Below are 13,730 nucleotides of genomic sequence, written 5' to 3'. Positions count from 1 at the left end.
GTGGTCCGTGCCCGGCAGGCTTCCGTCCCGTCAGGCACGCCTCAGGTATGCCGCTCAGGGCTGGAAGCGGTAGCCCATGCCGGGTTCGGTGATCAGGTAGCGGGGGTGGGCGGGGTCGGGTTCCAACTTGCGGCGCAGGCCGGTGAAGTAGACGCGCAGGTAGTTGGTGTGCTGCTCATGGCCGGGGCCCCAGACGCTGTTCAGCAGGTGGCCGCCAGTGACCAGGCGGCCGGGGTGCTGGAGCATCACCGAGAGAATCTTCCACTCGGTCGGCGTCAGCCGCACCGCCGAGCCGGTCGCGGCGGTGGAGTCGTCGGTCCGCTGGATGGTGTGCGCGGTCAGGTCGACGGTCCACTCGCCGACCACGACGCTGGCGACGGCGGCTCCCTCGGCAGTGGGGCGGCGCAGGGCGGCGCGCAGCCGGGCGAGCAGTTCGTTCATCGCGAACGGCTTGGTGACGTAGTCGTCCGCGCCCGCGTCGAGGGCGGCGACCTTCTCCGACGCGTCGGAGCGGCCCGACAGCACGATGACGGGCACGCTGCTCCACGCGCGCAGCGTCCTTATGACCTCGATGCCGTCCACATCGGGCAGGCCGAGGTCGAGGATGATCGCGTCGGGCGTGCTGCGGGCGGCCTCGCGGATGGCTTGGGCACCGTCGGCGGCCGTGGTGACGTCGTAACGGCGGGCCTGGAGGTTGATCTTCAGGGCCCGCAGCATCTGGGGCTCGTCGTCGACGACCAGGATCATGGTCACGTCTCTGATTCTCCGGGAGCGGACGGGGAAGTGCGGGCAGGCGCGTCGAGGGCCAGAGCGGCGTCCTCGGCGGGAGGTAGCTCGCCCGACGGATCGGCGGGCAGTGAATCGGCGGGCAGGGAGAGGACCATGGTGAGGCCGCCGCCCGGGGTGTCCTCCGGGGTCAGGCTGCCGCCCATGGCCTCGGCGAGGCCCCGGGAGAGGGCGAGGCCGAGGCCGACGCCGGTGGTGTTGTCGGTGTCGCCGAGGCGCTGGAACGGCTGGAAGACACGGTCGCGGTCCGCCGCCGGGATGCCAGGGCCCCGGTCGACGACGCGGACCTCGACCCGGCCGGCCAGGGAACTCGCGGACACCAGGACCGGCGAGTCACCGCGATGACGCAGGGCGTTGGCGACCACATTCGCCAGTACCCGCTCCAGCAGCGGCCCGTCGGCCAGGACGTCGGGGATCTCGTCCAGTCCCTGGGCGGTGATGGGCGCGCCCGGATCGGTGAGCGAGCCGACCGCGCCCGCCAGGACGTCCTCCACGGCGGTGGGCTGCAGGTCCAGGGTGAGAGCCCCGGCCTGAAGGCGGCTCATGTCGAGGAGGTTCTCCACCAGCCGGGAGAGCTTGCCGAGTGATTCCTCGGCCGTGGCCAGCAGATCGGCCTGGTCCGTGGCGCTGAACTCGACGTCGTCGCTGCGCAGCGAGGACACCGACGCGAGCGCGACGGCGAGCGGCGTACGGAGGTCGTGACTGACGGCGGCGAGCAGCGCGGTGCGCAGCCGGTCGGCCGCCTTGACGGGTTCGACCTCCGCCGCGACCTCGGCCAGCCGGGCGCGTTCCAGGGCGACTTCGACGTGCGCGGCGAAGGCGGCCAGCACGCGGCGGTCCGAGGCGGGCAGCGGGCGACCGTGCAGGACCAGCGCGGCGTTGTCGCCCACCGGGACGATCTCCTCGCCCCCTTGGGCGACCGGGATGCCGGCGACCAGGTCGACGCGCTCCATGGTGAACGTCTCGCGCAGCCGGGCCAGCAGCGCGGGCACGGCCTGGTCGCCGCGGAGCACACTGCCCGCGAGGGCGGACAGCGTCTCGGCCTCGGCCGTGGCGCGGGCCGCGCGTTGGGAGAGCTTCTTCGCGGTGTCGACGATCCCGGCCACCACGATCGCGACGATCGCGAACACCGCCAGCGCCAGCACGTTGTTGGGCGCGGCGATGGTGAACAGATGGATGGGCGGGATGAAGTAGTAGTTCAGCAGCAGCGAGGCGACAAGGGAGGCGACCAGCGCGGACGTGATGCCGCCCAGCAGGGAGATGCCGACCACCAGGGCCAGGTAGAGCAGCGCGTCGCTGGTGAGGTTGATGGCGTCGCGGGTCTGGGTCAGGACGAGGGTCAGCAGCGGGGGCAGCACGAGACCGAGGAGCAGGCCGGTGATGCGGCGTCCGGGCCGGCGCAGGCGACCGGAAGCCGGGAGACCGCGTCCGCGACCGGCCTGTTCGTGGGTGACCATGTGGACGTCGATGTCGCCGGAGAGTTCGACCGTCGTCTCGCCGATGCCGCGCCCGGCCGTGAGTGCGCGGCGCAGCGTGCCGCGTCGGCTGGTGCCGAGGACGAGCTGGGTGGTGTTCTCCGCGCGGGCGAAGTCGAGGAGTGCGCGCGGGATGTTGTCGCCGACGACGGAGTGGTAGCTGCCGCCGAGCGATTCGACGAGGTGGCGTTGGGCGGCGAGTGCGGCGGGGTTGGCGTCGGCGAGGCCGTCGCTGCGGGCGACGTGGACGGCGAGGAGGGCGCCGCTGCCGGCCCGGTCGGCGATGCGGGCGGCGCGGCGGATCAGCGTCTCGCCTTCGGGACCGCCGGTCAACGCGACGACGACGCGCTCGCGGGTCTCCCAGACCTTCGAGATGTCGTGCTCGGCGCGGTAGCGCTGGAGTCCTTCGTCGACGCGGCCGGCGAGCCAGAGCAGGGCGAGTTCGCGTAGGGCGGTGAGGTTGCCGACGCGGAAGTAGTTGGACAGTGCCGCGTCGACCTTCTCGGCGGCGTAGACGTTGCCGTGGGCCATGCGGCGGCGCAGGCCCTCGGGGGCCATGTCGACGAGTTCGATCTGGTCGGCGCGGCGGACCACCTCGTCGGGGACGGTCTCGCGCTGCGGCACGCCGGTGATCTTCTGGACGACGTCGTTCAGTGATTCGAGGTGCTGGACGTTGACGGTGGTGAGCACGTCGATGCCGGCGGCCAGGAGGTCGTCGATGTCCTGCCAGCGCTTGGCATGGCGGCCGCCGGGGATGTTGGTGTGGGGGAGTTCGTCGACGACCGCGACCTCCGGCCGACGGGCGAGGACCGCCTCGACGTCGAGCTCGGTGAATTTCGCGCCGCGGTACTCACGGGTCAGCCGTGGCACGACCTCCAACCCGGCGAGGACCTGCTCGGTGTGGGGCCGGCCGTGGCACTCGACGTAGGCGACGACGACGTCCGTGCCGCGCTGCGCCCGGCGGTGGGCCTCGTCCAGCATCTTGAAAGTCTTGCCCACGCCCGGCGCCGAGCCGAGGAAGACCTTGAGCGTGCCCCGGCCGTAGCCGCGCGTGTGCGGTGGGGGCTGGGGGGCTTGCGCTGCCACGACCTGTTCTCGCTTTCCCGGCCCGGTCGGACCGATGTGTGCCACTGCCGTGGTCCGGCCGCACCCGGAGGCGCGGCCGGACCGGGTTCCTTTCCCGTGCTGTCCTGACCTCGGCTCAGCCGGCCTTGGTCAGGGCGATGTTGAGTTCCAGGACGTTGACCCGGGGCTCGCCCAGGAAGCCGAGGGTGCGGTCCTGGGTGTACTTCTTGACGAGTGCTTCGACGGCGGCCGGTGAGATCCCGCGGGCCTTGGCGACGCGGTTGACCTGGATCTCGGCGTAGGCCGGGCTGATGTCCGGGTCGAGGCCGGAGCCGGAGGAGGTGATCGCGTCGGCCGGGACCTGGCTCTGGGACACGCCGTTGAACTTGGCGAGGTCGGACTTGAGCTGGGTGTAGGTCGTCACGAGTCCGGCGTCGTTGGTGCCCTTGTTGGTGCCGCCGGAAGCGGTCGGATCGTAACCGTTCGTGCCGGCCGCGGAGGGACGGGACTGGAACAGCTTCGGGTCCGGGCTGGAAGTCTTGCCGTCGGCGCTGACGATCGTGAAGTTCTGGCCGATGAGCGAGGAGCCGACGACGTGACCCTTCGTGTCCTTCACCAGCGAGCCATTGGCCTGACTACTGAACGCGGCCTGCGAGATGCCGGTGATCAGCAGCGGGTAGGCGAGGCCGCAGAGCACGGTGAACAGGAGCAGGATCCGCAGACCGGTGAGGTGGTTCCGCACCGAAGTGGGGAGGGGCTTAGCCATGGTGTGTCACTTCTCTTCTGCTCAGTGCAGGCCGGGGATGAACTGGACGATCAGGTCGATGGCCTTGATGCCGATGAACGGCAGGATCAGGCCGCCGACGCCGTAGATCCCCAGGTTGCGGCGGAGCAGCGACTGGGCGGACGCCGGGCGGTAGCGCACGCCGCGCAGGGCGAGCGGGATCAGGCCGATGATGATCAGCGCGTTGAAGATGATCGCCGAGGTGATCGCGGACCGGGGGCTGTGCAGGCCCATGATGTTCAGGTGCCCGAGGCCCGGGTAGACCACGGCGAACATCGCGGGGATGATCGCGAAGTATTTCGCGACATCGTTGGCGATCGAGAATGTCGTGAGCGCGCCGCGCGTGATGAGCAGCTGCTTGCCGATCTCGACGATCTCGATCAGCTTGGTCGGGTTGGAGTCCAGGTCCACCATGTTCCCGGCCTCCTTGGCGGCCGAGGTACCGGTGTTCATCGCCACGCCGACGTCGGCCTGCGCGAGCGCGGGCGCGTCGTTCGTGCCGTCACCGGTCATGGCGACCAGACGGCCGCCCTCCTGCTCCTTCTTGATCAGGGCCATCTTGTCCTCGGGAGTCGCCTCCGCGAGGAAGTCGTCCACGCCCGCCTCCTCGGCGATGGCCGCCGCGGTGAGGGGGTTGTCGCCGGTGATCATGACGGTCTTGATGCCCATCGCCCGCATCTCAGCGAAGCGCTCCTTGATGCCCGGCTTGACCACGTCCTTGAGGTAGATCACCCCGAGCACGCGGGCCGGCGCATCGCCCTTCTTCTCCGCGACCACGAGCGGCGTGCCACCGAGGTTGGAGATCCGCTCGACCGCGACATCCAGCTCGTTGGACGTCTCGCCACCGTTCTCCGCGACCCAGTTCGCCACGGCCGCAGCCGCGCCCTTACGGATCGCGTGCAGACCGGCGGACTCGTCCAGATCGACGCCCGACATGCGGGTCTGGGCGGTGAACTCGATCCAGGTGGCGTGCGCCAACTCGCCCTGCGCGCGCTCGCGCAGGCCGTACTTCTCCTTCGCCAGCACGACGATGGAACGGCCCTCGGGCGTCTCGTCCGCGAGGGAGGAGAGCTGCGCGGCGTTCGCGAGCTGGTCCTGGTCGGCACCACCCACGGTCACGAACTCGGCGGCCTGGCGGTTGCCGAAGGTGATGGTGCCGGTCTTGTCGAGCAGCAGCGTGGACACGTCGCCGGCCGCCTCGACGGCGCGGCCGGACATGGCCAGCACGTTGCGCTGGACCAGGCGGTCCATGCCCGCGATGCCGATCGCGGACAGCAGCGCGCCGATCGTGGTCGGGATCAGCGCCACCAGCAGCGAGACCAGCACGATGATCGTCTGCTCGGCGCCCGCGTACTTCGCCATCGGCTGGAGCGTGACGACCGCCAGCAGGAAGACGATGGTCAGCGACGCCAGCAGGATGTTGAGGGCGATCTCGTTCGGCGTCTTCTGCCGGGCAGCGCCCTCAACGAGGGCGATCATGCGGTCGATGAAGGTCTTGCCGGGCTCCGACGTGATCTTGACGACGATCCGGTCCGACAGCACCTTCGTGCCACCCGTGACCGCGCTGCGGTCGCCACCGGACTCGCGGATCACCGGCGCGGACTCACCCGTGATCGCCGACTCGTCCACCGACGCGACACCCTCGACCACGTCACCGTCGCCAGGGATGACCTGACCCGCCTCGACCACCACGTGGTCGCCCAGGCGCAGTTCCGTCGCGGCGACCTCCTCCTCCGTCACCTCGGACACCGGGGTGCCAGGGGTCCAGGAGCCGACGACGCGGCGGGCCGCAGTGTCGGTCTTGGTCTTGCGCAGGGTGTCCGCCTGCGCCTTGCCGCGGCCCTCGGCCACGGCCTCGGCCAGGTTGGCGAAGATCGTGGTGAGCCAGAGCCAGACGGTGATCACCCAGGCGAACACCGACGGCTTCTCGATGGCCGAGATCGTGGTCAGCAGCGAGCCGACCTCGACCACGAACATGACGGGGTTCTTGAACATGACGCGCGGGTCGAGCTTCTTGCACGCGTCAGGCAGGGACTTCAGCAGCTGCTTGGGGTCCAGCAGACCGCCGCCGATCCGCCGCTCGCTCCACTCCGCGAGCTGGGTCTCCGGCGCGGGGGCCGGGTCGTTGAGGACAGGGGTGGACATCAGTGGAGACCTTCCGCGAGCGGCCCGAGCGCCAGGGCCGGGAAGTAGGTGAGCCCGACGACGATGAGGATCACGCCCGAGAGCATGCCGACGAAGAGAGGGCTGTGGGTCTTGAGGGTTCCGGTCGACTCCGGAATGGACTGCTGCTTGGCCAGCGAGCCGGCCAGCGCCAGCACGAACACCATCGGCAGGAACCGGCCGAACAGCATCGCCAGGCCGAGCGCCAGCTCCCAGTGGGTGCTGGTGACGCCGATGCCGGCGAAGGCGGAGCCGTTGTTGTTGGCAGCGGAGGTGAAGGCGTAGAGGACTTCGGAGAAGCCGTGCGGCCCGGTGTTCGCCATGCCGCCGCCGTGACCCGCGCTGAGCGACATCGCCAGACCGGTGCCACAGAGCACGATCGCGGGCGTGGTCAGGATGTAGAGGGAGGCGAACTTCATCTCCCGCGCGCCCAGTTTCTTGCCCAGGTACTCCGGTGTGCGGCCGACCATCAGACCGGCGACGAAGACCGTGACGATCGCGAGCACCAGGATGCCGTAGAGACCCGAACCGGTGCCGCCGGGCGCGATCTCACCGAACATCATGTTCAGGATCGTCACGCCGCCTCCGAGGGGCGTGAACGAGTCGTGCATCGCGTTGACGGCGCCCGTGGACGTCAGCGTCGTCGAGGCAGCGAACAGGGAGCTGCCCGGGATGCCGAAGCGGACTTCCTTGCCCTCCATCGCCGCACCGGCGATGTGAGCGGCGATACCGGAGTGCTGGTTCTCGAAGAACGTGATCAGCGCCGCCGAGGCCATCCAGTACAGGCCCATGACCGAGACGATCGCGTAGCCCTGCTTCTGCGAACGGACCATCGTGCCGAAAGTGCGGCACAGCGAGAACGAGATCACCAGCAGGAGGTAGATCTCCAGCCAGTTCGTGAACGGGTTCGGGTTCTCGAACGGGTGCGCCGAGTTGGCGTTGTAGAAGCCACCACCGTTGGTACCCAGCTCCTTGATGACCTCCTGCGAGGCCACCGGACCACCGGGGATCGACTGCGCCCCGCCGGTGAGCGTGTGCACGACCTGGGTGCCGTGGAAGTTCTGAATCACGCCACCGGCCACCAGGACCAGTGCGAAGACGATCGAGATCGGCAGCAGCACGCGCAGCACGAGGCGGGTCAGGTCGACCCAGAAGTTGCCCAGCTGGTCCGTCTTGTTGCGGATGAACCCGCGGATCAGTGCGGTCACGACGACGATGCCCACGGCGGCGGACAGGAAGTTCTGCACCGCAAGACCGGCCATCTGCACCAGGTGGCCCATCGCCGACTCACCCGAGTACGACTGCCAGTTGGTGTTGGTCACGAAGGACGCGGCCGTGTTCCAGGCGGTTGCCGGAGTCACGGCCGGGAAGCCCAGTGAGAGCCACAGGTCGTTCTGCAGCCGCTGGAACGCGTAGAGGAAAAGCACCGAGACGAACGAGAACGCCAGCACCGAGCGGAGGTACGCCGCCCAGGTCTGCTCCGCGTCGCCGTTGACGCCTATCAGCTTGTATATGCCGCGCTCGACCTTGAGGTGTTTTCTGGAGGTGAGCAGGTAGGCCATGTAGTCGCCGAGCGGCCGGTAGGAGAGGGCCAGAGCCAGCACGAGGGCGAGGGCTTGCAGGAAGCCCGCGAGGGTTGGGTTCACTAGAACTTCTCCGGGCGGATCAGAGCGGCGACCAGGTAGGCGATCAGGGCGACCGAGACGATCAGCCCGACGATGTTGTCCGCACTCACTAGGCCACCCCCGCACACGCGGAAGTGGTGGGGACGGCGGCGGAGCGCTGGAAGGCGGTCACAGCTTCTCCACCCCCTTGACGATCAGGGCGAGGACGACGAAGACGACGACCGTGACCCCGACGAACAGCACGTCGGACATGTGGGATGCACCCCGGGAGTGGTAGGGAGGTCTGATCCGCCGAAGACGGCTCCCGGCGGGCGCCGCCGTAGCGGCACCGCTAAGGAAACCGCGCAAAAGTCGTCTTAACGGCGTGCTTAACGCCCTCCTGGCGTCCGCTTATGGAACCTTGACGCGCTCTTATCGCCCACGGGTCGGCGAATCGCTCCTGCTGCCGGAGTTCGTGACCCGGGTCACGTTCAGCGCGGGACGTCGATGCGGAAGCGCAGGCGGCAGATCACCGCATCGGTGTAGCGGCGGATCGCCCGGTCGAGCACGGCGCCGCGCTGGTTCTGCAGCAGGCGTAGCCAGATGCGCGGCAGTTGCATCTCGGGGATGAGAACGACGAGGCGGTCGTGCGCGTCCTCGGCTTCGACCGCGTGCAGGTGGTCGACGATCGGGCGGGTCAGCGAGCGGGTCTTGCTGGTCAGGATCGTCAGCGGGACATTGGGGTGCCAGGCGCTCCACGCCTCCTGGATGTGCTCGGGGCTCGGCGTGTCGGCGTCCTCGGGGTGGACGACGGTGACGGCGCGGACCTCGTCGCCCAACGACAGTGCCGCGCTGATGGCCTCGCGGGTGAGCAGGTTGACCGCGCCGACCGGGACGATGACGAGGGAACGCCGCTCCTGCGGCGGCGACGGGGTCTCGCCCAGATGCAGGCCGGCGCCGATCTTCGCGTAGGTGCGGTGGATGGTCTCGAACAGGGCGACCAGGACCAGGACGGCGAGGAAGACCATCCAGGCGCCCTCGGTGAACTTGGCGATCAGTTCGATCGCGAGGGCGACCGTGGTGAACAGTGCGCCGATCGCGTTGACCGCGGCGCGCCCGCGCCAGCCCGGCCCCTGCTCGAGACGCCAGTGCCGCACCATGCCGATCTGGGAGATGGTGAAGCCGATGAACACGCCGATGGCGAAGAACGGGACCAGCGCCTGCGTGTCCCCGCGCGCGCCGACCAGCAGCACCAGTGCGGCCCCGGCCAGGACCATGACGCCGTGCCGGTAGACCTGCCTGTCCGCGCGCAGCGCGAACACGTGCGGGACGTTGTTGTCGCGGGCCAGCAGCGAGGTGAGCACGGGCATGCCGCCGAAGGAGGTGTTCGCGGCGAGCGCGAGCAGCAGCATCGTGGCGAACTGCACGATGTAGAAGCCGACGTTGTGCCCGATGGCGGCGTCGGTGAGCTGCGCGAGCACCGTCTTGGAGCCGTCCGGGGCGACGTGGAACTTGTCGATCAGCAGCGACAGACCCAGCAGCATGACGCCGAGCAGCGCACCGAGCGCGAGCTCGGTGCGCTGGGCTCGCTGGACCCGCGGGCTGCGGAAGGTGGGCACCGCGTTCGCGATGGCCTCGACCCCGGTCAGCGCGGAGCAGCCGGACGCGAAGGCTTTCAGCAGCAGGAGGAGGCCGACGCTGCCGGCCGCGGTCGCGGCCGGGTGGGTCGGCTCGGTGGCCGGGTGGGCGCGGAGCAGCCCCGCCACCACGATCACGACGATCGCGACCACGAAGACGACGGTCGGCACGATCATCACCTTCGCGGACTCGGCGACGCCGTAGAGGTTGACCGCCGTGATCAGCGCCAGCACGACCACGCAGAACACCACGCGGTCTCCGTACAGGCTGGGGAACGCGGAGGTGAGCGCGGCGACCCCGGCAGAGACCGAGACGGCGACGTTCAGCACGTAGTCGATGATCAGCGAGGCGGCGGCGACCAGGGCTGACGCGCCGTCCCAGATGCCGCCCCGCCACCGCGTAGGCACCGCCTCCGTTCGGGAAGGCGGCGATGACCTGGCGGTAGGAGAAGGTCAGCGCAGCCAGCAGCACCACGATCGCGACGGTGACCGGGAGGGTGAATCCGAGCCCGTGACTGCCTGCTGCGGCGAGCACCACCACGATCGCCTCGGGGCCGTAGGCCACCGACGCCAGCGCGTCGAGTGACAGCGCGGCCAGCCCCTGAGGCACCGTCAGCCGGTCGCGCTCCGGCTCCGCAGCCGCTGCGGTGACTGCTCGCTCACTGCCAGCCGCATCCGCGTTCCCGGACATCGCGAACCACCTCACGTCCCGTCATCCCGCCGCCGGTCAGGCTGACCATAGCGGGAAGCGGGGCCGGGCCTGGGCAGCGCTCCTGGCACATGGGCCGGATTTGCGCCTGACGGGGGCCGGTCCGCGTCAGATTGTCGAACCTGACGCCATCGGCTCCTCGATCACGAGTTGTGCTGTGAGCGGGACTCGCCCGGCGCCGGCTCCGGCGCAGTCAGGGGCGGGCGAAGGATCTCCTGCGGCGGGGCGGGAACGCTGTGTCGCAGACGGCGGGGCAGTTCTGAGAGCAGCGCAGGCGGCGGCACGGTCAGGACCCGACATCCGGCGTTCGCGACGCAGTAGCGCGTGGTCGCGCCGTGGAAGAGGCGGGTGACGGTGCCTCGCGCACCCGCGCCGACTACCAGCAGGTCCTCGGGCCGGTCGGCGGAGTCCACCAGGGCCGCGCCCGGATCGCTGCGGACGAGGTCGAGTTGGACCGGCACATCGTGGGGGACGGCGCCGAAGGCCTCGTCGAAGCAGTTGCGCAGCCGCCAGGCCGCCTCGTCCTCCCAGAACCGCAGCAGCGGCGGGCAGGGCGCGCGGCGGTAGGAGAGCTCACCGCCCGGCGGCGCCCAGGCGAGCACCGCCCGCAGGGCCACGCCGGTGCGGCGCGTCTCGGCGACGGCGACCCGCAGTGCCTGCAGGCTGGTCGGGGTTCCACTGACGCCGACGACGATGCGTCCCGGCTCGGTCATGACGCACTACCTACTCTCACCTGGAAGAACGGCGCAGGCGCGACGCCGGTGGCCCGCTGTCCGGGCCACTTCCCGGCGGTCGGTTCGACCGCCGAATTTCATTTCAACCCATTGGTCGCCTCGGCGCTCACCACTTTGACGCCACCTGAACGCTCGGCCCCGTGGTCTTGATGCGCCCTTGCCCGGACGGTTCGGGGAACCCCTCGGACGACCGGCATGCCCGAGCCGCCGCCCAACGTCACCCATCTCCACTACGCTCACTCGCAGGTGAGCCGGGAAGTCTGGTCGGCGCTGCGTGCGGTCCCCGCTTCGGTGGCGGGTGTCTCCGTCACGCGACGAGCGCTGGGGTGGCTGAGATGTTCGCTTCGTGCCGGTTCCGCGTCCACGACTGGCGCCGCGAGCGGCTGCGCACCAACCTGTGGCTGGTCCCCGCGGTCGAGGCCGCGGCCGTGGTGGTGCTCTTCGCCGGGACCCTGGGGTTGGACTCGACCGCCTACCAGGGCGGTCTGAGCTTTCCCTCCTGGGTGCTGAGCGGCAGCGCGGACGGGGCCCGTCAGGTGCTCAGCACCATCGCGGCGGCGATCATTACTGTGGCGGGTCTGGTCTTCTCGATCACGATCGTGGCGCTCACCCTCGCCTCCACCCAGTTCGGCCCCCGGATGCTGCGGAACTTCATCCGCGACCGGGGCACGCAGTTCACCCTCGGCACCTTCGTCGCGACCTTCCTCTACTCGATGCTGGTGCTGGCCGCGATCAGCCCCGGCCCGCACGGTGACTTCGTGCCGCACCTGTCGGTGACCGTGGCGCTCGCCCTCACACTGGCCGATCTCGCCATGCTGATCTTCTTCATTCACCACATCGCCAGGGCCATTCAGTTGCCGCAGGTGATCGCGGGAATCGCCGGAGATCTGGCTCGGGCCATCGAGCAGGAGGGCTGTGCGGACGCCACCGGCGCGGGCGGACGCGAGCGCGGCCTGTCGCCGCGCGAACTGCTGGACCGGATGACGGCGGCGTCGGCGGCGGTGCAGACGCCGGCCGCCGGATACCTTCAGTACCTCCGGCACGACCGGCTGATCGCCATCGCCCGCGAGTCCGGTGCGGTGATCCACCTGCTCCACCGGCCCGGCCACTTCCTCGTCGAGGGCAGCCCGCTCGCGCTGGTCTGGCCGCCGGGAGCCGCTCCCAAGGTCGCCGCCGGGCTCAAGCGCGGCCAGGTCACTGGTCCCTACCGGACCCTCACCCAGGACATCTCCTTCGGCATCGACCAACTCGTCGAGATCGCCATCCGCGCCCTGTCCCCGGCGGTCAACGACACCTTCACCGCGCTCACCTGCATCGACTGGCTCGGCGACTGCCTGTGCCGGATCGGACCGGGCTGGCACCCGGAGCGCGTCCACCGCGACACCGAGGGGTACGTCCGGCTGATCGCCTACCAGGCGTCCTACGAACGCCTGGTGCAGCGTTCCTTCGAGAAGATCCGCCAGGCCGGAGTCGCCATGCCCGCCGTGATGATCCGTCAGCTCGACGCGCTCCACAAGATCCTGGAACGCACCGACGACCCGGACCGCCGTCGGCTGCTGGTCGAGCAGGCGGACCTGGTCGCAGCGTCCTGCCGTGCCTCGGTGGCCGAACCCGCCGACGCCGAGGACGTGCTACGCCGCCACCGGGCCCTGCTGGAGCTGGCCGAGGCGCAGGAGCCCGACCAGGTCGTGACTGGTTTCCCGTCCGGCGGGTTCAACGCCATGGATCTGCCGAGTCGGCTGCCGTCGTGACCGCAACCGGAAGGCTCGCGCCCAGCGCGTCGACGGCCCGGACCGCAGCGCCGGCGCACATCTCGGCGTTCTGTGCGGACGCGAAACCGCCCACCTTCCAGACCACGAGGACGTCCCGCTCCGCGCGCAGCGAGAACGGCTCCGGCGCTGCTGCCAGCGCTTCGGCGACGAGGCGGGCAGACGGGCGGGGATCCATCACGGCGGTGTCGAAGCGCACCTGCCAGGCGCGGTCGAGTGCCGCGTCGCCGCTGGGCTGAACCGGCAGGGCCGTGGGCAGCGTGACGTTCGGCGCGGTGTAGGGGCGCTCGTGGAACACCTCCACCGGGACCGAAGGCTCGCTCAGCCGCAGCTCCAGGACCATCGACCACTGCGGCACGCCGTTGTGGACGGCGCAGTAGGCGAAGCTCGCCGCCGGGTGGCCGCCCAGGCTGCCGCGCGCCGCCTGCTCGATGGACCGCCGGTCCCCGTAGTGGAACGGCGCCGCCTGCCACGGGAGTACAGGCGTTCCGGGTGAGGGAGCGGAGCCGGGCAGGGACGCGAGTGCGGCGGCCGTCTCGCGGCAGCGCCTTCGGTCCCGCCACAGCGGTCGGCGGGGGACCACCAGCCACATCGTGACCAGGCCGCACCAGAGCACTTCCCTGTCAAGTCACCTTGTTGAGTTGTTCAGGGCGCTACGCAGTTCCAGCCCGCAGTGGTGCCATTCGGTGCAGTGCACGGCAGCATCGAGACTGCGAGGGCGGCGGCCGTCGCTTCGACGCCGGGCCGGGCGAACGAAAGGGTGAGCTGCGGCGGAGCATGAAGATCACCAATGCACGGGTCGAACCGGGCGGTCAGATTACTCGACGGTGTCGTGATGTCAGGAGCAGTCGAAGGACGTGCTCTTGGTCTGGAAGAAGCTCATCGGGCCGGTGCGGACTTTGCCGGTCGCGGGACTGTCAGGGATGTGGTGGGTGAGACCACTCGAAGGAGTTTCCGATGGCCGTGGGCAAGCGTCCCCTGATGGGGTCGGATTCGCGGGATCC

General features: G+C 70.0%; 10 protein-coding genes and 1 pseudogene. 1 reads left to right on the top strand and 10 read right to left on the bottom strand.

Features of this window, described 5'->3' with window-relative positions; genetic code table 11:
* Window positions 1–54: 54 nt before the first annotated feature.
* The 9 genes and pseudogenes from ABIA32_RS32240 to ABIA32_RS32200 all read right to left on the bottom strand — a co-directional run bounded on the left by ABIA32_RS32240 (window position 55) and on the right by ABIA32_RS32200 (window position 10,936).
* Entirely contained in the window at window positions 55–753 is a 699-nt protein-coding gene (locus ABIA32_RS32240; RefSeq protein WP_370103202.1) for a response regulator, read from the bottom strand.
* Window positions 750–3,347 (bottom strand): ATP-binding protein, encoded by a 2,598-nt coding sequence (locus ABIA32_RS32235; RefSeq protein ID WP_370103200.1) that lies wholly within the window; start codon window positions 3,345–3,347, stop codon window positions 750–752. Before ABIA32_RS32235 ends, ABIA32_RS32240 begins: the two co-directional genes overlap by 4 nt.
* 115 nt (window positions 3,348–3,462) lie before the next feature.
* Window positions 3,463–4,092, bottom strand: a complete 630-nt coding sequence (gene kdpC / locus ABIA32_RS32230; RefSeq protein ID WP_370103198.1) for a potassium-transporting ATPase subunit KdpC — start codon at window positions 4,090–4,092, stop codon at window positions 3,463–3,465.
* Between the two features lie 21 nt (window positions 4,093–4,113).
* Window positions 4,114–6,255 carry a potassium-transporting ATPase subunit KdpB gene (gene kdpB / locus ABIA32_RS32225; protein WP_370103196.1) on the bottom strand — a complete coding sequence of 714 codons (2,142 nt, stop codon included), beginning with the start codon at window positions 6,253–6,255 and terminating at the stop codon, window positions 4,114–4,116.
* Window positions 6,255–7,919 (bottom strand): potassium-transporting ATPase subunit KdpA, encoded by a 1,665-nt coding sequence (kdpA, locus tag ABIA32_RS32220; RefSeq protein WP_370103194.1) that lies wholly within the window; start codon window positions 7,917–7,919, stop codon window positions 6,255–6,257. Before kdpA ends, kdpB begins: the two co-directional genes overlap by 1 nt.
* A complete protein-coding gene (gene kdpF / locus ABIA32_RS32215; RefSeq protein ID WP_370103192.1) occupies window positions 7,919–8,008 on the bottom strand; it encodes a K(+)-transporting ATPase subunit F in 90 nt (29 codons plus the stop codon). Before kdpF ends, kdpA begins: the two co-directional genes overlap by 1 nt.
* 58 nt (window positions 8,009–8,066) lie before the next feature.
* Complete coding sequence (locus ABIA32_RS32210) at window positions 8,067–8,246, bottom strand: hypothetical protein (RefSeq protein WP_370103190.1); 180 nt, start codon at window positions 8,244–8,246, stop codon at window positions 8,067–8,069.
* Between the two features lie 122 nt (window positions 8,247–8,368).
* Window positions 8,369–10,205: pseudogene (locus ABIA32_RS32205) on the bottom strand (APC family permease).
* A gap of 161 nt (window positions 10,206–10,366) precedes the next feature.
* The gene (locus ABIA32_RS32200; protein WP_370103188.1) at window positions 10,367–10,936 is read right to left on the bottom strand and encodes a universal stress protein; all 570 of its coding nucleotides are present in this window, start codon (window positions 10,934–10,936) and stop codon (window positions 10,367–10,369) included.
* A gap of 356 nt (window positions 10,937–11,292) precedes the next feature.
* Here ABIA32_RS32200 and ABIA32_RS32195 point away from each other — a divergent pair, with 356 nt between their 5' ends.
* Entirely contained in the window at window positions 11,293–12,708 is a 1,416-nt protein-coding gene (locus tag ABIA32_RS32195; RefSeq protein ID WP_370103186.1) for a DUF2254 domain-containing protein, read from the top strand.
* Here the strand turns inward: ABIA32_RS32195 and ABIA32_RS32190 are convergent.
* Window positions 12,671–13,309, bottom strand: a complete 639-nt coding sequence (locus ABIA32_RS32190) for a hypothetical protein (protein WP_370103184.1) — start codon at window positions 13,307–13,309, stop codon at window positions 12,671–12,673. The two genes, ABIA32_RS32195 and ABIA32_RS32190, sit on opposite strands and share 38 nt — an antisense overlap.
* Between the last annotated feature and the right edge of the window lie 421 nt (window positions 13,310–13,730).

The organism is Streptacidiphilus sp. MAP12-20 (genome assembly GCF_041262525.1).
In the GTDB taxonomy this organism is placed as follows: domain Bacteria; phylum Actinomycetota; class Actinomycetes; order Streptomycetales; family Streptomycetaceae; genus Streptacidiphilus.
This window is presented reverse-complemented; position numbering and strand designations above follow the sequence as displayed.